Genomic DNA, 18,753 nt, shown 5'->3' on the forward strand with positions numbered 1-18,753 from the left:
CATTCGCCGTTTGCCTGTTTTGTGCCATGTTTGACCTCGCCAACACATCGTTTACCCTGCAGCTAATCCCAACATGTCGCGCTCATCGCCCGTTAACAGGGCGGGGCGCACCAATCCCGTCCTGTTACGGGCAGGTGGCATGGCGTCCTTGAACGGCAATTCGGCGATCCGTCATGGCCTGCGGCAGATCCGCTCTGCGGCCACCCGTCTCGCCAGTTATGCCGCCTTCTGGCTGAAGGCCTTTCACCAGCCGGCCATCGATCTCACCCTGCGCACCCACACGGGACTGATCACGCGGATCGTCGAGAGCCCGGGGCTGTCGCTTTCGCAGGACGAGCTCGACGAACTGGTCGCCAAATTGCGCACCGTCGCCGGCAAGACCCTGCCGGACGGCGACCTCACCTATGGCATCTTCTCCGGCGAGCGCGAGCGGCTGTCGCGTGCCATCGTGACGCTGATCTCGGAAGAGGCGACGGGGCGGCCGATCGCCTTCAATGCGCTGTCGGTGATGCAGGTCGAGCTTGATGGCGAAGTGGAGGAGGTCACCCATCTCGGCCTCGTGATGGTCGACCCTGACGTGCAGGGGCAGGGACTGTCCTGGGTGCTGTACGGCCTGACCACGCTGGTGCTGTTTGCGCGCGACGGTTTGCGTCCGAAGTGGATTTCCAACGTCACGCAGGTGCCATCCGTGTTCGGCATGGTCTGCGACACCTTCTCGGACGTGTTTCCGTCGCCGGACGCCGCAGCACGCCGCAGCTTTGCGCATCTGCAACTGGCGCGCGGCATCATGCGCGAACATCGCGCCGTGTTCGGCGTCGGCAATGAGGCCGGGTTCGACGAAGCACGTTTCGTCATCACCAACGCCTATACCGGCGGGTCGGACGCGCTGAAGAAATCCTTCGAGGTCGCGCCAAAACATCGCGAGAAGCAATACAACGCCTGGTGCGCGCGCGAGCTCGATTACGTCAGGGGCGACGATGTCCTTCAGCTCGGCCGGGTCGATCTGGCCGGCGCCCGCCGCTATATCCAGCGAGACGTGCCGGCCGGCTCGCTGCCGGCGCTGTTCGCCGCCTCCGCCGTGCTGGCCTTGCAGCGGCTGATCCTGCCCGTGATCCACTGGTTCGACGATACGCGCCCGTTCGGCAGCTTGCGGCCGCGGATATCAGGCAACGGGAGCGGTAAATGACGCCCGGCATGATCGCCGATTCCATCGTCAATCTCTGCGGGGCGATCGGTGTCACGGTTGCCATGCTCACGCTGCACCGGCGCGATCCCAAGGGCCCACTGACCCGGCGGCTCCTGATCGCGCTTGGCATCATTGCCGTGCTGTTCCTGGTGCGGGGCACGGCGTGGTGGAGCGGCAATGAGCTCCTCAACAACCTGTCGGCGATCCCGGCCGCGCTGGTCCCGCTCGGCGCCCTGATCGTTACCGAAGGTATCCTGCGGCGTCATGCCCCTCGGCTTGCGAAAATTGTCATCTTGACCGGCGGCATCGTGATCGGCCTCGCCGGCGCGGTCGGATTTGAGCCGCTGGTGACGCCCGCCGCCATCCTGCTGGCGCTGTTCCAGCTTGGCGGCTTTGCGATCTGCGCCTGGCTGTTGGCAACGCGCGACCCGGCGACGCTGATGGCTTCGGAAAACCGCAGTATCGCCCGCCTCGCCGTCGGCGCCGTCCTCGTCATTCCCTTTATTCTCACCGATTTCAGGGCGCTGATCCCGGATATCCCGGTCAGGCTTGGGGCGCTCGGGGCGCTGCTCGTCGTCACCGCGATCCTGATCGCGGAACGCGGCGCCGAGACCCAGCGTCAGGCGCTGCTGCTCACGGGGCTGCGCCTGGCAAGCTCCGCGCTGCTCGGCATCGCGGCGGCGTTCGTCGCGCCTGACGTCGATGCGGCGCAGATCATGCGCTTCTGCGCCATTGCGATCGCGGGCGTCCTCACCATCGGGCTGATGGTGGATGCGCTCCGCGCCCATTTCGAAGCGCAGGTGCCCGGCGTGCTCAATTCCGTCGCGGCGTCGCCGGCGCAGACCCGCGATGCGCTGATCGCGGAACTGGCGCGGCATCCCGTCTTCGAGAGCGCCCGGCGCTACCGCGAAGGCGAGCTTGCCGCCTATGATCCGGCGCTGCTGCGCGATTTCCTGTCGCACCGGCGGGTGTTGCGCCGTCCTGACGCGCCCTGGGGGCTCGTCGTAACGGATCCCGCCGTCGAGCGCGTCATGTCGCTGATGAAGGCGAACAGCGCCACCCACCTCATCGTGCTGTCGCACGATCCGCTCGACGTCATCGCGCTGGCGGTTCCCGTCATCTCGGCCGATCCGGCCATCGAAACCGCGCTCGCTCTGGTGCGGCGCCTGCTGTCGCTGACGCCGGAAACCGTCTGACGTTCGGTCACGTCATATCTGTTCTTACGATTTTTCTCGTCCGATCTACGAAATCGGTTTTGACTGTGATAAGACCGCGCCCCGTGGCGGTTCATGACAGGGCAGGGCGATGTCGAAGCAAGCGATGCGTGAAGAGGCAGAGCGGCTGATCCGCGAGACGATGGCCAAGAAGGCCCTCGTCATCAAGCAGGGCAACACCAGGATCGAGGCCGTCTGCGGCAAATGCGGCGCGCCAAACCGCGTCCAGGCCGAAAAGGGCGCAACCCGCGTCAAATACGTCTGCAAGCAATGCGGCGACAAGCAGGTGACGCTGTAGGTATTCGTGCGCGCGTCCCGCCCGCGCTTTCTTCATGTGCTCCATACTCTGTGAGCGTCGGCCGGGCTGGCGCTGCGTCCGAGACATGTGGATCGAGAGGCGGTGTCTTCGTCCGCGTTCTCGCGCGAGAGTGCGGCGAGGGCATCATACGACTTCAGGCGCGGCTCTGGGTCAAATGTACGGCGATGATGCCTAATGCCTGCTCAAACCCTATGAGGCGCTGCGCTGTGAGGAAGCGAAGTCACATTCTCGTTGCGCGACCTCCGTCTTTTCCACGAGAACAGACGTTGCCATCGTGCTCGTCATCTCTGAGATAGGCCAGAGCCGCAGTTGCGCAATTCCGGGAATCTTGTTTTCCCAGACCGCTTCTCGACAGCGACTTGCCCTGCGCGCCGTGGCGTCGTTCCCTGGAAACAGCAGCGCGTGACCGATTGCGCCCAATGCCCTCGCCGGCCGCATCGATATCCGAACGCACGCCTTTGCAACGCAGCTACGGAACAGAACTGCACCTCAGAAATTCGCGGAACGAAACGGCTCGTCAGTCTTTCTCGACCTTTGGGGAGGTGCCCATGACTTCTCAGACGATAGAAGGTGCGTGTGCGTTCGCTTGGCGGAACTACTTGCTGCTATGCAGCAGTATTAGCGAGAATGATAGCAGGCGCTCAGCCCTCTATTGCTACGTCACCGATCTTCGTGACACCGGCGAATATGATTTCGATCTCTTGCAAATAGCGGCAGTCGCCTACCTGAAAAAACTGGACGAGTTGTATGACGACCGCGGAGCGAGACTCGCGGCAGATCAAAAGTTGGCCGAATGTTTAGAATCACGCAGGGCACAACCTGACACTCGGCCTCGGGTCAGAAAACCAGAGCGAAGGATTGAACAGCAAGGCAGACAAGACCACTAACGCCAACCATTTCGCGCGCGACCCGCGACAAGCAATCGGCATGAATGCCTTAAAGCCAGTTGTGCATTTTCAGGTCTCAATGCTTAGGATGTGGGCCGACAGCATTGAGAGGCTCGCGGGCAACTACGAAAAGGCGCTGGATGAAACTGCGACCCTGGTCGAGGAACAGCCAAATAAGGAACGCGCCGCGTAAATCAGTCTGCACGGACGGGCTTCTTGGCGTTTTGGTAGGCCGTTTAGGCGCGATGTTCGTATCCCATGCGGCGCGCATGCCTATGCCGCTTTACCTTCGTCAATCGCTTCGCTGCGCACCCCGTCAGCGGTAAACTAGGAAGGCGCACAACAATAGCTCGGTGTTGCGTTTCGGTAACCCATGCTCTGCTCACAAGTGATAAGGTCAGTTGCTTTTGACAGGCAGGCATATGGACGTGTATTTGAGCATCAGACGTGATCTGCTCGTTGTGAAGAAGGGATGCCCGATCCCTCCTGTGGCGGCGCTGGGAAGTTGGCGCAAGAGCAAGAAAAGAATTTTCAAAGTCAGCGAGGAGATTAGGTCGGCGCTTCAGACGCAGGGTTACTACATGCGCAAGCTGAGAGACTTGCATACCGATCGAGACTGATGGGAAATCTCTACCGCGGCAGCGCTCCATAAATTTGCAATCTCTACAGCATTACCACAAAGCAAGAGGTCATCCGCCCGCTATTGCGTGTGATGAGCCGCTATGTCGGCACTTTGCCGCAATGCCGGGCGCGCTCCCCGAAATCGGAAAGGCAGAGTTCAGGCGCGCTAGAATTCTGAACATCTATTAATGGAACCCGGAACGAGAATTCTCGCCGAGGATTAGTATGGCGAGGCCGTCGCCCGCCGTTAACGAAACGGCGCATGTCGCGGATAGCCAAAGGTTCCTTCGGACCCGCTGTTCAAACAAGCGCTCGCGCACGATAGCCAAAGGCGACGGTCTCCGCCACCGCGTTAGCACGCCGGAGAACACAGTGCGAAACTCCGTTGACATCGACTCCTCGCATAGCCGCGCGATTGTTCGAGAGATTGGCGAGAGACTACGGGCTTCCTTCAAGGAGGACCGCGAGATACCGGCGCAGTTCAGAGCGCAAATCGAACGACTCCGCCAATCAGAACGCGAGGCGGTAGAGGCGCCCGACCCTAATTAATTACCGCGGAAGCTTCGATGCGATCGACATTCAAGCTTACAGGTCGGGAAAGGTGTATCTCAGATCAGACCTATGAGAACAAACGCACCTATCTCGATCAGCGCTGCGGTTCCCAAGGTGGCGACGGCAAGAAAGATGTCGGCTGGCGACAAGGAACGCATTGTTGCCTCACAATTCGCGAAGCCACGAAGCCCAATTGTAAATTCGCATGCGCATGAAATGTTTCGGTCCGAATGCGCGACGCGCGGAGCGGAACGAACGGAGCTGGCTGCGGCCAAATGCAAGGTGGCGCAGATGTAGTCCGCGCCGGATGAGGGTTCTCTCCACAAAGGAGACTCTCAGTGCCCTTTCACAAACCGCGCAAACGCCTCGGCATAATCCGGGTGCCAACGTGACAGGGCGGGACGGTTCTCCACGACGTCGCCGATCGCCCACAGCATGCGCCGCTCGTCGAGCTGGCGCGGCACGTCGTTGTCGGGGCAGAGGATGTAGAAATCGCCGGCCTCGATCCGCGCGATCATGAAATCGACGGTCTGTTCCGGTGTCCAGGCGCCGGGCGGCTTCTCGGTGCGGCCGCGCGCGGTCAGCGGCGTGAAGACGTGGCCGGGGATCATCAGATGCGCGCTGATCCGGCAGCCCGGCAGGTTCCGCAGCTCGTGCTGCAGCGCCTCGGTCTGCGCTTTCACGCCGGCCTTCGAGACGTTGTAGGCAGGGTTGCCGGGTGGCGTCGTGATGCCCTGCTTGGAGCCGGTGTTGATCACGAGGCCGGGACGGCCGCGCTCGACCATGGTGGGCACGAACGCCTGCGTGCCGTGAATGACGCCCCATAGGTTGACCGCGAGAATGCGCTGCCAGTTCTCCAGCGGGCCAAAGCTGTTGCTGTCAGGACCGATGCCGGCATTGTTCATCAGGATGTCGGTACCGCCGAACCGCTTTTGCACGGCGGTTTCCAGGCCTGCGACGTCGTCGAAGCGGCTGACGTCGACGGCAGCGGTCATGATATCGGCCGCGCCGCCCTTGGCGACGGATGCCAGTTTCGCGGCAGCATCAGTGAGCCGCTCGGCGCCGAGATCGGCGATGCAGACCTTCATGCCGAGGCTGGCGAAATGCATCGCCGCGGCGAGACCGATGCCGGAGGCGCCTCCGGTGATCACGGCAACATGATTGGGCGACATCGCGGGATGGGGCATCGTCATTCTCCGGACAGATATGAGGTATGTATTCGCAAGCCTACACCTCCTAGACTACCATGATCGAATGGACATGGGAGATCTTCGCGCCGGCCGCTTTTCCCGGGCGCTTCGGCGCGCTACGATTCCAGGTCAACGTTATAGATGGACAAATATAACGTTCAAAAGAATTCCAGCTAACTTCAAGGGAGTGCAAACATGGCGGTCACCCAGGCGATTCCGATCACGCGTCATCCCTATGCGGATGGCTCCTACAAGAAGATGCTGATCGACGGCCAATGGATCGACGCCGCCTCCGGCAAGCGGTTCGAGACGCATAACCCGGCGACCGGCGAGCTGCTCGCGACCGTTGCGGAAGGCGATGCTGAAGATATCAACAGCGCCGTGGCGGCGGCCCGCCGCGCCTTCGAAGGTCCCTGGAGCAAGGTCAAGCCGTATGAGCGGCAGGGCTTGTTGTTGAAGCTCGCCGACCTCGTCGAGAAGAATTTTGAGGAGCTGTCGCAGCTCGACACGCTCGACATGGGCGCGCCGATCAGCCGCACCCGCGGCAACAAGCTGCGCGTGCTCGGCATGCTCCGCTACTACGCCGGACAGGCGACCGCGCTGCACGGCGAGACCATCGAGAACTCGCTGCCCGGCGAAATCTTCTCCTACACGCTGAAGGAGCCGGTCGGCGTGGTCGGCGCGATCATTCCCTGGAACGGGCCGCTCGCCGCCACGGTCTGGAAGATCGGGCCGGCTATCGCCACCGGCTGCACCGTGGTGCTGAAGCCCGCCGAGGAAGCGCCGCTGACCTCGCTCCGGCTTGCCGAGCTCTGCATCGAAGCCGGCGTTCCGCCCGGCGTCGTCAATGTCGTGCCCGGCTATGGCGAGACCGCAGGCGCGGCGCTCGCCTCGCACCCTGACGTCGACAAGGTCGCCTTCACCGGCTCGCATGTCACGGGTCAGTCGATCATCCGCGCCTCCGCCGGCAACCTCAAGCGCGTTTCGCTCGAGCTCGGCGGCAAGTCGCCGGACATCGTCTTCGCCGACGCCGATCTCGACGCCGCCGTGCCGGGCGCCGCGATGGCGGTGTTCGCCAATTCCGGGCAGATCTGCAGCGCCGGCACGCGGCTGTTTGTCGAGCAGAAGGTCTATGATGAGTTCGTCGGCCGCGTCGCCGAGTTCGGCAAGAAGCTGCAGGTTGGCCCCGGCATCGATCCGAATACGCAGATCGGGCCGCTGGTGTCGAAGGATCAGCTCGAGCGCGTCACCGGCTATCTCGACATCGGGCAGAAGGAAGGCGCCAAGGCGATGGTCGGCGGCGGCCGCCTGACCGAAGGCGCGTTGTCGAAGGGCTATTTCGTGCAGCCGACGGTGTTCGCCAATGTGCAGGACAACATGCGGATCGCGCAGGAGGAAATCTTCGGCCCGGTGATTTCGGCGATTTCCTTCAAGGACACCGACGAGCTGGTCAAGCGCGCCAATGCCACCACGTTCGGGCTGGGCTCAGGCGTCTGGACCACCAATGTCAGCAAGGCGCACCAGGTCGCCAAGGCGCTGCGCGCCGGCTCGGTCTGGGTGAACTGCTACCAGGCGATGGACCCGGCGGTGCCGTTCGGCGGCTACAAGATGAGCGGCTATGGCCGCGAGTCCGGCAAGCAGCACGTCGAGGAATATCTCAACGTCAAGGCGGTCTGGATCAAGACGGCCTAGCGCCGCGCAGAGACTGCGCTCCCTCTCCCGCTTGCGGGGGAGGGTCGGGGTGGGGGCTCTCTCCGCGAGTCATTCGGTGGAGAGAGCCCCCACCCGGCGCTTCGCGCCGACCTCCCCGCAAGCGGGAGAGGTAAAGAGAGTTCGCTGCGGCTTCGAGCACTTTCCTTTTACCGACCAGCGGCCTTCTTCGGCCGGCCGATCTCGTTGTGGAGCGCTTGCAGCTCCTTGCGCGCGGCGGTTGCAGCGTTGCGTTCGATCTTGCGATAGCGCGCAACGAGGGAAAGGCCGAACGGCGTCAGCACGGCGCCGCCGCCATTCTTGCCACCGGTCTGCCGTTCCACCGCGGGCTGGCGGCAGACACGGTTGATCTCGTCGACCAGGTCCCATGCCCGCTTGTACGACATGTCCATGGCACGCCCGGCCGCGGAGATCGAGCCGCTTTGGTGGATCGTCTCCAGCAACTGGATCTTGCCGGGGCCAATGCGTCCCGCGGCGTCGATGTCGATGCGCAGGCTGAGCGAGGGAAGCGACCTGCCGTTCGGTTTTTGCATGGAAGATGTGCTCTCGCGCGTCGACGCCACACATTGCGCCCCATACCTTTTACGAACAAGCTGAAGCGGTTACATATCCGTATCAACACGGGGTTTCGGAAAAGAGATATGAATTATCCATCACTGTTTTCGTCGCTCAAGGTCGGCCCCTACCAGCTCAAGCATCGTCTCGTGCTGGCGCCGCTGACGCGGATGCGGGCGGAAAAGCCCTCGCTGGCGCCGCGGCCGCTGAATGCGGAATATTATGCACAGCGCGCGACGCCGGGCGGGCTGCTGATCGCCGAGGCCTCGCCGGTGACGGATACCGCGTTCGGCAGCCCGGGCGTGCCCGGCATCTATACCGATGCGCAGATCGCAGGCTGGCGCAAGGTGGTCGATACCGTCCACGCCAAGGGCGGCATCATCTTTCTGCAGCTTTGGCATGTCGGGCGCGTCTCGCATTCCTCGTTTCAGCCGGGCGGCGCATTGCCGGTCGCGCCATCGGCGGTGCCAATCGCGGATTTGAAAACCGGGACGGCGGACGGCAAGGCGGTCCCCTACGAGACGCCGCGTGCGCTCGAAACATCGGAAATCCCAGGCATCGTCGATGCCTACCGGCAGGCCGCGAAGAATGCGCTCGCCGCCGGCTTCGACGGCGTCGAGGTGCATGGCGCCAATGGTTATCTGATCGAGCAATTCCTGCAGTCGCACACCAATCTGCGCACCGACCAGTATGGCGGCTCGATCCCGAACCGCGTGCGGTTTCTGATGGAAGTGACGAAGGCCGTGGTCGAGGTGTGGGGCGCAGATCGTGTCGGTGTGCGCCTGTCGCCCTATGGCGTCGCCAATGGCAGCGGCGAGGGCGACCCGATGCCGCTTTACACCTACGCGGTCGAACAGCTCAACCCGCTCGGGCTCGCATATTTGCACTTCATCGAGCCGCGCTCCTCCGGCGCCGGCCGCGCCGAGGTCAACCATCAGAACGTGCCGTCGGCAATGGTGCTGTTCCGCCCGATCTGGAAGGGCGTCCTGATCACGGCCGGCGGGTTCACTGGTGAGACGGCGGAAGCCGCGATCCGGGACGGGCATGCCGATGCCGTCGCGTTCGGCCGCATCTTCATCTCCAACCCGGACCTGCCGCGCCGGTTACAGTGCGGCTTCCCGCTAACGCCATACAACCGCGCCACCTTCTACGGCGGTGAGGAGGCGGGATATACGGATTATCCGGAGCACAATGAGCTGGAGCAGGCGTAGGTCCCTGCCGTCATTGCGAGGGAAGCGAAATGGCGGCCCGTCATCCGGGGCGCGAAGCGAACCCGGAATCTCGAGATTCCCCGATGCGCAATTGCGCATCTGAGGTCCGGTCCTTCGGACCATCCCGGAATGACGGCGTCTTTGTCATGCTACGCTCGTCGCAATGACGGAAGCGTAGACAGGACTCAAACATGTTTCCCGATCCAGAACTGGAAGAGCAAAAGAAAACCAAGGCCGTCTCATCAGGCAAGCCCGCCGCCGGCCAATGCCTGTGCGGCAAGGTCGCCTTCGAGATCGACGTGCCGGCGCGCTGGGCCTGGCACGATCACTCGCCATCCAGCCGCCGCGCGCATGGCGCGGCCTATGCGACCTATGTCGGAAGCTGGAAAAAGCGTTTTCGCATCACCAAAGGCAAGACCAGCCTGACGCGGTACGAGGACGCGGCCACCAAGACCGTGCGCAGTTTCTGCTCGCATTGCGGCACGCCTGTCATCTACGAGCGCCCGCGCTCGCCGCACATGGTCAACATCCCCCGCGCGCTGTTTTCCGGCCGCACCGGGCGGCAGCCGCTCTATCATATCGCGATCGAGGAATTGCAGGAATGGGCCTACACCGGCGAGCCGCTGGTGCCGCTGAAGGGCTATCCCGGCGTGGTCTGGCAGCGCTCGAAAAAGAAGAAGCGCACGGAGCGTGAAGGGATGGTGTAGCAGAACTCTCTCGTGCCCCGGACGCCGTGCGGCGCGAAGTGCCGCACTGCAGAGCCGGGGCCCAGCTTCACAAAAGCAGCGTGGGTCCCGGCTCAGCGGCGCACCGCTGCGCACCTCGTCCGGGGCACGGAAATCGTGAGCCGGGCAGCAATAAGCACAACCCCTTCTACTGTGCATGGGGTTGTTTTCGACATTTTATGTTTCATGCGCCTGCAGGGCAGCCATAACCCGCCCTCCATTGCTTACACGCATCAAGTTTGGTCATCTGTTTCCACCCGCACATCTTCAAAGCGGCGGGCGGGAGGGAAGATGAAAAACAAGATCACCGGTCGCTCCGCCTTCCTGGCCCTGCTGAAGGACGAGGGCGTCACGCATCTGTTCGGCAATCCCGGCACCACCGAACTGCCGATCATGCATGCGCTGAAGGACCACCCGGATCTCACCTATGTGATGGCGATGCAGGAAAGCCTTGTCGTCGCCATGGCCGATGGTTTCAGCCGTGCCTCCGGAAAGCTCGTTGCCTGCAACGTCCATGTCGCGCCCGGCCTCGGCAACGCGATGGGCTCGCTCTACAACGCCAGCTTCACCGGCACGCCGCTGATACTGACTGCCGGCCAGCAGGAGCAGGGCCATGGCCTAACCGAGCCGGTGCTCTATGGCCCGCTGGTGCAGATGGCCGAGCCGCTGGTGAAATGGGCGGTCGAGGTGACACGGCTGGAAGACTTGCCGCGGATCGTGCGCCGTGCCGCCAAGATCGCGACCACGCCGCCGACCGGGCCGGTGTTCATCTCGTTGCCGGGCGACATCCTCAATTCGGAGGCCGGCATCGATCTCGGCCGCTCGACCCGGATTGACACCCGCGTCAAGCCGTCGGAGGAGGCACTGCAGGCGCTGACCGCGCGCATCCTGAAGGCGGAGCGGCCGGTGATCATCGTCGGCGACGAGATCGTCAAGAGCGACGCGTTGCAGGAAGCGGCGCAGCTTGCGGAAACGCTGGGCTGCCCGGCCTATCAGTCGCCGACGCCCTATGGCGCACATTTCCTGTCTGAGAGCCCTTGCTTCATGGGTGCTTTGGCACGCATCCAGAAGATCGCGCGCGATGCGCTCGCGCCTTACGACCTCATCATCGCGCTCGGCGGCGATCCCCTGCGGATGTCGGTCTACAGCGAAATCGACCCGCTGCCGGACGGACTTTCGATCGTCCAGGTCGGCCTCGCCGATTGGGAGATCGCCAAGAATTATGGCGCCGAGATCGCACTGAAGGCCGATGTGCGGGAAACTCTGCGCGTGCTGGTCCCCGCGCTGAAGGCGGCCGGCGGCCGCGCCCTGGAGGCGCGCGCAAGAGAGGGCTTGGCTGCGCTGGCAACGAAGAACTGGACGGCGCGGCGGAGGCCCTTGATTGAGCAGATTTCGAAACATGCCACGACCACGCCGATCGATCCGGACTGGCTGGCGCTGCAGGTGGTGGAGGCGATGCCTGATAACGCCATCCTGGTCGACGAGGGCTTGACGTCGTCGCGGCAGATGATCGCGCTGCGTCCGCACCGCGATCGCTACGGCTATCACGCGCTCGCCTCCGGCGGCATCGGCTGGGGCCTGCCGGCTTCCGTCGGCGTTAGCCTCGCCAATCCGCAGCGGCCGGTCGTGTGCTATTCCGGCGACGGCAGCTCGATGTATTCGATCCAGTCGCTGTGGACCGCCGCGAACCACAAGCTGCCGCTGACTTTTGTGATCGTCAACAATGGTGGCTACCGCATCATCAAGCAGCGGCTGCTCGCCTTCCATGGCGACGACAATTACGTCGGCATGGATTTCATCGATCCGCCGGTGGATTTTACCGGTGTCGCGAAATCGCTCGGGCTGGAAGCGACGAAAGTCACTGATCCCTCGCAGTTGAAGTCGGTATTGTCGTCGGCCTTCAGTCGGCCGGGAGCAAAGCTGATCGAGGTCGTGGTGAGTAACGCGGTGAATTGAGCGGTCATTTGCGAAATCGTAGGATGGGCAAAGCGAAGCGTGCCCACCATTCGGATGCGCGATGCGGATAGGTGGTGGGCACGGCGCATGCGCGCCTTTGCCCACCCTACGAACTTACTCCGCTGCCGCAGCGCGAGGCTTCACGCGATATCTTGAAGCCGGATGCGGCTCCGTCAGCCGCGCGCGTCCCGCGCCGAACAGTTTTTCCCGCAGCGTTCCCTTGACGTATTCGCTCTTATATCGCCCGCGCCTTGTCAGCTCCGGCACCAGCATATCCGCGATGTCTTCGAAATCGCCGGGCGAGGTCGCAAACGCCACATTGAGCCCGTCGACATCGGTCTGCTCGAACCAGGCCTCGATGTCGTCGGCGACCTTTTCGGGCGTGCCGACCACGACAGGCCCGGCGCCGCCGATGCCGACATGCTCGACGACCTCGCGTACGGTCCAAACGCGATCTGGGTCTGTACGCGTGACGTTGTCGAGCGCGGAGCGGCCGGCATCGTTCTGCACGTGGCGCACTTCCCGCTCGAGATCGTAGCCGGAGAAGTCGATGCCCATCCAGCCCGACATCAGCGCGAGCGCGCCCTCGGGCGCGATGTGCCGGCGATAGTCGGCATATTTCGCCTTTGCCTCGGTCTCGGTGCGGCCGAGAATGATCGTCATCATCGAGAACATCAGGATCTCGGCCGGGTTGCGGCCGATCTCTTTCGCCAGCGTGCGGATCGCCGCCACGCGCGGCCCGATGATCTTGGCCGACGGGCCTGACATGAACACGCACTCGGCGTGCTGGGCCGCGAACTGCCGGCCGCGCGGCGAAGTCCCGGCCTGGTACAGCACGGGCGTGCGCTGCGGCGACGGTTCGCTGAGGTGAATCGCGTTAAGCCGATAATGCGTGCCCTCATGCGCGATCGGGTGCACCTTCGACGGATCAGCAAAAATGCCGCGCGCGCGGTCACGCCGCACGGCGTCGTCCTCCCAGCTTCCTTCCCAGAGCTTGTAGACCAGCTCCATATATTCGTCCGCCATCTCGTAGCGGTCGTCATGCGCGGTCTGCTTGTCCTTGCCGGCGCCGCGGGCCGCGCTGTCGAGATAGCCGGTCACGACGTTCCAGCCGATGCGGCCTTCGGTCAGGTGATCGAGCGTCGACATCCTTCGGGCAAAAGGATAGGGCGGCTCGAAGGAGAGATTGCTGGTGACGCCAAAGCCGAGATTTTGCGTCACCGCCGCCATCGCCGGGATCAGCATCAACGGCTCGTTGGCCGGCGTCTGCGCGGCATTGCGCAGCGCCGCGTCCGGGCTGTTGCCGTAGACGTCGTAGACACCGAGCACGTCGGCGAGAAACAGCCCGTCGAACCGGCCACGCTCCAGCACTCTTGCGAGGTCAAGCCAATAGGGCAGGCGGTTGTAGTCGAGGGTGCGGTCGCGTGGATGGGTCCAGAGGCCCGGCGATTGATGCGCCACGCAGTTCATGGCGAAGGCGTTGAGCCGGATCTGCTTTGTCATGAACCACCTCGAACCGGCGCGGAGTTCCTCCGCGCATTCGCCCGGTTCAAATGCCGGGCTGTTGCTCGAAATTGTTGCATCCCCGGGGCGTTTGGCAAGGCCTATTCAGCGTCCGGCGCACTTCCAGCCGCCGCTTTATCCCGATAGGTTGCGGCTCCTACGAGTGCAAACAAAGGATGAGAAAATATGGCCGATCGAGCCGACGCGATTGCGCGGGTACGTGAGCATCTGAATTCCGGCGCGTTTATCGCCGAGCTCGGCCGCAGGGTCGGTTACCCCACGGAAAGCCAGAACCCCGGCCGCGGCGAGGCGCTTCGCGCCTATCTCGTCGAGGACTTGCAGCCGGCGTTTGCCGCGCTCGATTTTTCCACCCGCCTGATCGAATCGCCGACCGGCAAGGGCCCGTATCTGCTGGCGGATTATCGCGAGGATGCCGCGTTACCGACCGTTCTCACCTATGGCCATGGCGACGTCGTCGACGGGATGGAAGGCGAGTGGCGCGACAATCTCGATCCCTGGAAGACCACGATCAAGGGCGATCGGGTCTATGGCCGCGGCACCGCCGATAACAAGGGCCAGCACAGCATCAATCTGGCGGCCTTGCGCGCGGTGCGCGAAACGCGCGGCGGCAAGCTCGGTTTCAACGCCAAATTCATCATCGAGACCGGCGAAGAAATCGGCTCGCCCGATCTGCGGCAGGTGTGCGAGGCCCATCGCGAGGCGCTGAAGGCCGACCTGTTCCTGGCCTCCGACGGACCGCGGCTGTCGGCGCAGCGGCCGACGATTTTCTTGGGTTGTCGCGGCGGCAACCGCATCCATCTCGACGTCAATTTGCGCGAGGGCGGCAACCATTCGGGTAATTGGGGCGGCGTGCTCGCCAATCCCGCGACGATCCTCTGCAACGCCATCGCGAGCCTGGTCGACGGCAAGGGGCGGATGAAGCTCGAAGCGCTGAAGCCGCCGCGGATTTCAAACGCCGTCCGCACGGCGCTGGCGGATGTGAAGATCGAGCCGACCGCGGACGAGCCGGCGCTGGCGCCCGACTGGGGCGAGGAGGGGCTGACGCCGGCCGAGCGGCTGTTCGCCTGGAATACGCTGGAAGTGCTGGCGATGTCGTCGGGCAATATCGAGAAGCCGGCGAACGCGATTCCCGGGCACGCCAATGCCGTGCTGCAGCTCCGCTTCGTGGTCGGCACGAAGTATGAGGAAGTCGTCGATGCCGTGCGCGCGCATTTGCATGCCAACGGTTTTACGATGGTGGAAGTCAGCGGCACGCAGCGCTTCGCCGCCTCGCGCACCGATGTCGACAGCCCCTGGGTGAACTGGACCGCGAACTCGATCCTGAAGACCACCGGCAAGGCGCCGGCGATCCTGCCGAATTTCGGCGGCTCGCTGCCTAATGATGTTTTCGCGGAAGGGCTGGGCCTGCCGACGATCTGGGTGCCGCATTCCTATCCCGGCTGCTCGCAGCACGCGCCGGATGAGCATATTCTGCTGCCGGTGACAGAAGAGGCGCTCGCCATCATGGCGGGGTTGTTCTGGGACCTCGGCGAGATGAAGAAGCCGCTGTAGGTGCTTCGCGTGAGTTGACGACTGGCTCGACTTCACCTCGCCGCAGCTTGTGGGGATTTCGGGTGAGGGGGAGCCACCGCGAGTCCATCTGCTACCGTCTTCCCGGATAGAGCCCTCACCCCAACCCTCTCCCCGCGAAGAGCGGGGAGAGGGAGGCGATCTCACGCCCCCTCATCCAGTGCGACCAGTTCGCGCTTCCTGCGCAGCGCCGGCAACAGCGGGCCGATCAGCAGCACGACCGCCAATGCGAGGCAGGCGGCGGAGATCGGCCGCTCGATGAAGGTCATCAGATTGCCCTGCGAGAGGATCAGCGATTTGCGCAAATTGTTCTCCAGCATCGGCCCCAGCACAAAGGCTAGCACCAGCGGCGCCGGCTCGTAGCCGAGCTTGCGCATGAAATAGCCGATGATGCCGAACGCGATCATCACATAGACGTCGAACACGTTGTTGCTACTGCAATAGACGCCGATGATGGTGAACAGGATGATCAGGGGGAACAGGATGTTGTAGGGCAGCTTGAGCAGCTGCACCCACATGCCGATCATCGGCAGGTTGAGCACCAGCAGCATCAGGTTGCCGATATACATAGAGGCGACGATGCCCCAGAACAGGCCAGGGTTCTGCGTGATCATCAGCGGTCCCGGCTGCAGCCCGTGAATGACGAAGGCGCCGAGCAACAGCGCCATCACCACGTTCGGCGGAATGCCGAGCGTCATCAGGGGAATGAAGGCGCCGCCGGCCGCGGCGTTGTTGGCAGCTTCAGGCCCCGCCACGCCCTCGATCGCACCGTTGCCGAAGCGCTCCGGCGTTTTCGACAGCCGTTTCTCCAGCGCGTACGAGCCAAAAGAGGCGACCACGGCACCGCCGCCCGGCAGGATACCGAGCAGGAAACCCAAGAGCGTGCCGCGCGACATCGGGCCGACACTGGCCTTCCAGTCTTCCCGGCTGGGCAGCAGATGAGAGATCCTGGTGTTGATGATGTCGCGCTTGATGACTTGCTCGGTGTTCAGCAGCACTTCGGCCACGCCGAACAGGCCCATCACGACCGGCACGAGGCCGATGCCGTCGATCAGCTCGACCCGGCCGAAGGTCAGGCGCGGCTGCGCGTTGATGCTGTCGAGCCCGATCAGCCCGAGCACGACGCCGATGCAGGCCATCAACAGCGCCTTCGCCATCGAGCCCTGGGTCAGGAAGGTCAGCACCACGAGGCCGAGCACCATCAGGCTGAAATATTCGGCCGGGCCGAACGCGATCGCGACGCTGGCGAGCTTGGGCGCCACCAGCATCAGCGCGATCAGCGCGAATGTGCCGGCGAAGAACGAGCCGAACGCGGCAATGCCGAGCGCCGGGCCCGCGCGGCCCTGCTTCGCCATCTGGTGGCCGTCGATGCAGGTGACGACGGAGGCGGCCTCGCCAGGAATGTTGACCAGGATCGAGGTGGTCGAGCCGCCATACATCGAGCCGTAATAGATGCCGGCCATCATGATGATGCCGGATTCCGGGGTGCCCGACAGCGTGATCGGCAAGAGCAACGACATCGCCGAAATCGGCCCGATGCCGGGCAGCACGCCGACCAGCGTGCCGATGAAAACGCCGATGAAGCAGTAGAGCAGGTTGATCGGCAGCAGCGCGACGCCAAATCCGTGCGCGACATTGATGAGCGTATCCATGGCGCGGTCAACCGATTTCGAACATGCCGGAGGGTAACTGGATCAGGAGCAGACGCTTGAGGATCCACCACATGCCGAGCGGCACCAATAACGCGATCGGAATGGCGAGCGGCCAGCGCACCGGGTCGATCAACCGCAATAACAGCAGCATCAGCGGGATCGACGATAGCAGGAAGCCGAGTGGGTTGAGCGCAAAGGCGAATGCGGCGAGGCAAGCGATCACGATGATGGGTTTGGTCCAGCGTGTGTTCCGCCAGCGCTCGCCGAAGGTCGGGCCGCCCTCGGTGATAGAAGAGATGATGATCGTAGCTGATAACAAGCACATCAGGATGCCCGTATAGAACAGGACGTAACCCGAGCCCGGGTCGTTGATGGTGCCGAGCTTGAGCTTGAGCCCGGACCAGATCACGAAGCCGCCGAGTGCAAGGCCGATCAGACCGCCCCACAGTTCGGAGTTATTGAGGCGAAATTTGACGTTGGATTGATCGCTCATTGGGTACTCTCTCAGCCGTTCCCCGGACGCTGCGCAGCACGCAAGTGATGCGCTGCAGAGCCGGGGCCCATGTGTTTGCGGGCATATCCGGGAGCGCAGTGGGTCCCGGCTCTGCGGAGCAGCGCTCGCGCGCTGCACCGCGTCCGGGACACGGCCGAAACTAGTTCGTCTTCTTTCCCAGTCCGAGCCTCTCGACCACCTTGCGCTCTGACTCGGTCACCTCGACGACGAACTTCTTGTAGTCCTCGGTGCTCTTGTAGTTCGGCACCATGTCGAACTTGGCGAGCGTTGCGATCACGGCCGGATCGTCCAGCGCCTTCTTGAAGGCGTCATGCAGCTTGGCGACGATCTTCGGGTCCATTCCCTTCGGTCCAGCGATGCCAAACGGGGAATCATAGACCATGGGATAGCCGAGCTCCTTCAGTGTCGGCACGTTTGGAAAGTTCGGCGAGCGCTCCGAGGTCCACACCATCAACAGCCGGAGCTTGCCGGCATCGACCAGTGGCCGCCAGCCGGTCGAATCCGCTTGCAGCATGGTGTGCTGGCCCAGCACAGCGGCGTTGGTCTCCGCACCGCCCTTGAACGGCACCTGCGTCAGCTTGATGCCGGCCATGCCGGCGATCTGCTCCATGCCGATATGCAGCGACGTGCCGGCGCCCGGCGTTGCGTAGGTCACCTTGCCAGGGTTCTGCTTGGCGTAGTCGATCACGTCCTGCCAGGTCTTGAATGGCGACTCGGCGCTGGTGGTGACGCCGAACGTATAGCCGGTGAGGTGGACGATGTAGGTGAAATCCTTCTCCGGATTCCACGAGACTTCCTGCATCAAGGGCAGGCGGAACACGGTGATCGGAATCTGCGCGATGGTGTAGCCGTCGGGCTTCGCAGCGGCCGCCATGGTGGCCGGGCCGACCGTGCCGCCGCCACCGGCCTTGTTGTCGATTGCGATCGGTTGCCCCAGGATCTTGGAGGCGCTTTCGGCAATCGCCCGCATCGAGATGTCGGTCGAGCCGCCCGCCGGCCATGGCACGATCAGCGTAATCGGTTTGGTCGGATATTCCTGCGCGCCGGCGGCTGCCGAGATCAGCCAGCCGATGGCGGCGACAGCGATCGTTAAATGACTGCGTCGCAACATGATGCACTACTCCCCGTCGGCCTCTTTTTAGCTAGGCGCGTTTGTTTTCCTTCCCGTCAGCAATCTTCCCCGAAATCGGCGTAGAAGAAAAGCTTATTGACCAGCGGCGTTATGCGCTGTCGGCGCGGTAATCGGCTGTAGAGGCAGGTGCGACAATTGGCCTGACGCGGCCATCCCGAGCTACGGAATTTGCCGTGCGCTCGGGCATGTCGGGCACATTCCAGGGACCGGCTGGGGAGCGGTTCCGTCCCTTCGCA

15 protein-coding genes are annotated in these 18,753 nt (G+C 63.4%); 9 read left to right on the forward strand and 6 right to left on the reverse strand.

Going from position 1 to position 18,753, the window contains the following annotated elements:
* Nucleotides 1-139: 139 nt before the first annotated feature.
* The 4 genes from QA643_RS05500 to QA643_RS05515 all read left to right on the forward strand — a co-directional run bounded on the left by QA643_RS05500 (nt 140) and on the right by QA643_RS05515 (nt 3,799).
* Nucleotides 140-1,186, forward strand: coding sequence for a hypothetical protein (locus QA643_RS05500; protein WP_283032185.1), 1,047 nt, complete (start codon nt 140-142; stop codon nt 1,184-1,186).
* Nucleotides 1,183-2,382, forward strand: a complete 1,200-nt coding sequence (locus QA643_RS05505; protein ID WP_283032186.1) for a hypothetical protein — start codon at nt 1,183-1,185, stop codon at nt 2,380-2,382. Before QA643_RS05500 ends, QA643_RS05505 begins: the two co-directional genes overlap by 4 nt.
* A 109-nt stretch (nt 2,383-2,491) precedes the next feature.
* Nucleotides 2,492-2,698: a hypothetical protein gene (locus tag QA643_RS05510; protein ID WP_283032187.1), complete on the forward strand. Its 207-nt coding sequence runs from the start codon at nt 2,492-2,494 to the stop codon at nt 2,696-2,698.
* Nucleotides 2,699-3,577: 879 nt separating this feature from the next.
* Nucleotides 3,578-3,799, forward strand: a complete 222-nt coding sequence (locus tag QA643_RS05515) for a hypothetical protein (RefSeq protein ID WP_283032188.1) — start codon at nt 3,578-3,580, stop codon at nt 3,797-3,799.
* A 1,315-nt stretch (nt 3,800-5,114) separates the two neighbouring features.
* On the opposite strand, the gene QA643_RS05525 is transcribed toward QA643_RS05515, so the two are convergent.
* Nucleotides 5,115-5,966 carry an SDR family NAD(P)-dependent oxidoreductase gene (locus QA643_RS05525; RefSeq protein WP_283032190.1) on the reverse strand — a complete coding sequence of 284 codons (852 nt, stop codon included), beginning with the start codon at nt 5,964-5,966 and terminating at the stop codon, nt 5,115-5,117.
* A gap of 198 nt (nt 5,967-6,164) precedes the next feature.
* Between QA643_RS05525 and QA643_RS05530 the strand changes: the two genes are divergently transcribed.
* Nucleotides 6,165-7,661, forward strand: coding sequence for an aldehyde dehydrogenase family protein (locus QA643_RS05530; protein ID WP_283032191.1), 1,497 nt, complete (start codon nt 6,165-6,167; stop codon nt 7,659-7,661).
* A gap of 167 nt (nt 7,662-7,828) precedes the next feature.
* Here QA643_RS05530 and QA643_RS05535 read toward each other — a convergent pair whose 3' ends face one another.
* The gene (locus tag QA643_RS05535) at nt 7,829-8,212 is read right to left on the reverse strand and encodes a winged helix-turn-helix domain-containing protein (protein WP_283032192.1); all 384 of its coding nucleotides are present in this window, start codon (nt 8,210-8,212) and stop codon (nt 7,829-7,831) included.
* Nucleotides 8,213-8,320: 108 nt separating this feature from the next.
* Here QA643_RS05535 and QA643_RS05540 point away from each other — a divergent pair, with 108 nt between their 5' ends.
* The 3 genes from QA643_RS05540 to QA643_RS05550 all read left to right on the forward strand — a co-directional run bounded on the left by QA643_RS05540 (nt 8,321) and on the right by QA643_RS05550 (nt 12,126).
* Entirely contained in the window at nt 8,321-9,445 is a 1,125-nt protein-coding gene (locus QA643_RS05540; RefSeq protein ID WP_283032193.1) for an alkene reductase, read from the forward strand.
* A 191-nt stretch (nt 9,446-9,636) separates the two neighbouring features.
* The gene (locus QA643_RS05545; RefSeq protein WP_283032194.1) at nt 9,637-10,152 is read left to right on the forward strand and encodes a GFA family protein; all 516 of its coding nucleotides are present in this window, start codon (nt 9,637-9,639) and stop codon (nt 10,150-10,152) included.
* Nucleotides 10,153-10,461: 309 nt separating this feature from the next.
* Nucleotides 10,462-12,126 carry a thiamine pyrophosphate-binding protein gene (locus QA643_RS05550; RefSeq protein WP_283032195.1) on the forward strand — a complete coding sequence of 555 codons (1,665 nt, stop codon included), beginning with the start codon at nt 10,462-10,464 and terminating at the stop codon, nt 12,124-12,126.
* A gap of 114 nt (nt 12,127-12,240) precedes the next feature.
* Here QA643_RS05550 and QA643_RS05555 read toward each other — a convergent pair whose 3' ends face one another.
* Nucleotides 12,241-13,629, reverse strand: coding sequence for an LLM class flavin-dependent oxidoreductase (locus QA643_RS05555; RefSeq protein ID WP_283032196.1), 1,389 nt, complete (start codon nt 13,627-13,629; stop codon nt 12,241-12,243).
* A gap of 186 nt (nt 13,630-13,815) precedes the next feature.
* Here QA643_RS05555 and QA643_RS05560 point away from each other — a divergent pair, with 186 nt between their 5' ends.
* Nucleotides 13,816-15,201: a M20 family metallopeptidase gene (locus QA643_RS05560; protein WP_283032197.1), complete on the forward strand. Its 1,386-nt coding sequence runs from the start codon at nt 13,816-13,818 to the stop codon at nt 15,199-15,201.
* A 161-nt stretch (nt 15,202-15,362) separates the two neighbouring features.
* Here the strand turns inward: QA643_RS05560 and QA643_RS05565 are convergent, their stop codons facing one another.
* From QA643_RS05565 to QA643_RS05575, 3 genes are all read right to left on the reverse strand, one after another.
* A complete protein-coding gene (locus tag QA643_RS05565) occupies nt 15,363-16,871 on the reverse strand; it encodes a tripartite tricarboxylate transporter permease (RefSeq protein WP_283032198.1) in 1,509 nt (502 codons plus the stop codon).
* A 7-nt stretch (nt 16,872-16,878) separates the two neighbouring features.
* A complete protein-coding gene (locus tag QA643_RS05570) occupies nt 16,879-17,364 on the reverse strand; it encodes a tripartite tricarboxylate transporter TctB family protein (protein ID WP_283032199.1) in 486 nt (161 codons plus the stop codon).
* Between the two features lie 160 nt (nt 17,365-17,524).
* Nucleotides 17,525-18,496: a tripartite tricarboxylate transporter substrate binding protein gene (locus QA643_RS05575; protein WP_283032200.1), complete on the reverse strand. Its 972-nt coding sequence runs from the start codon at nt 18,494-18,496 to the stop codon at nt 17,525-17,527.
* Between the last annotated feature and the right edge of the window lie 257 nt (nt 18,497-18,753).

The sequence above is a fragment of the Bradyrhizobium sp. CB3481 genome (assembly GCF_029714305.1).
Taxonomy (GTDB): domain Bacteria; phylum Pseudomonadota; class Alphaproteobacteria; order Rhizobiales; family Xanthobacteraceae; genus Bradyrhizobium.

What these genes read in the sequence shown, in the direction of transcription:
- QA643_RS05575 (WP_283032200.1), bottom strand. Translation starts at nt 18,496, where the DNA reads ATGTTGCGACGCAGTCATTTAACGATCGCTGTCGCCGCCATCGGCTGG.
- QA643_RS05550 (WP_283032195.1), top strand. Translation starts at nt 10,462, where the DNA reads ATGAAAAACAAGATCACCGGTCGCTCCGCCTTCCTGGCCCTGCTGAAG.
- QA643_RS05540 (WP_283032193.1), top strand. Translation starts at nt 8,321, where the DNA reads ATGAATTATCCATCACTGTTTTCGTCGCTCAAGGTCGGCCCCTACCAG.
- QA643_RS05535 (WP_283032192.1), bottom strand. Translation starts at nt 8,212, where the DNA reads ATGCAAAAACCGAACGGCAGGTCGCTTCCCTCGCTCAGCCTGCGCATC.
- QA643_RS05570 (WP_283032199.1), bottom strand. Translation starts at nt 17,364, where the DNA reads ATGAGCGATCAATCCAACGTCAAATTTCGCCTCAATAACTCCGAACTG.
- QA643_RS05500 (WP_283032185.1), top strand. Translation starts at nt 140, where the DNA reads ATGGCGTCCTTGAACGGCAATTCGGCGATCCGTCATGGCCTGCGGCAG.
- QA643_RS05530 (WP_283032191.1), top strand. Translation starts at nt 6,165, where the DNA reads ATGGCGGTCACCCAGGCGATTCCGATCACGCGTCATCCCTATGCGGAT.
- QA643_RS05505 (WP_283032186.1), top strand. Translation starts at nt 1,183, where the DNA reads ATGACGCCCGGCATGATCGCCGATTCCATCGTCAATCTCTGCGGGGCG.
- QA643_RS05525 (WP_283032190.1), bottom strand. Translation starts at nt 5,966, where the DNA reads ATGCCCCATCCCGCGATGTCGCCCAATCATGTTGCCGTGATCACCGGA.
- QA643_RS05545 (WP_283032194.1), top strand. Translation starts at nt 9,637, where the DNA reads ATGTTTCCCGATCCAGAACTGGAAGAGCAAAAGAAAACCAAGGCCGTC.
- QA643_RS05510 (WP_283032187.1), top strand. Translation starts at nt 2,492, where the DNA reads ATGTCGAAGCAAGCGATGCGTGAAGAGGCAGAGCGGCTGATCCGCGAG.
- QA643_RS05565 (WP_283032198.1), bottom strand. Translation starts at nt 16,871, where the DNA reads ATGGATACGCTCATCAATGTCGCGCACGGATTTGGCGTCGCGCTGCTG.
- QA643_RS05555 (WP_283032196.1), bottom strand. Translation starts at nt 13,629, where the DNA reads ATGACAAAGCAGATCCGGCTCAACGCCTTCGCCATGAACTGCGTGGCG.
- QA643_RS05560 (WP_283032197.1), top strand. Translation starts at nt 13,816, where the DNA reads ATGGCCGATCGAGCCGACGCGATTGCGCGGGTACGTGAGCATCTGAAT.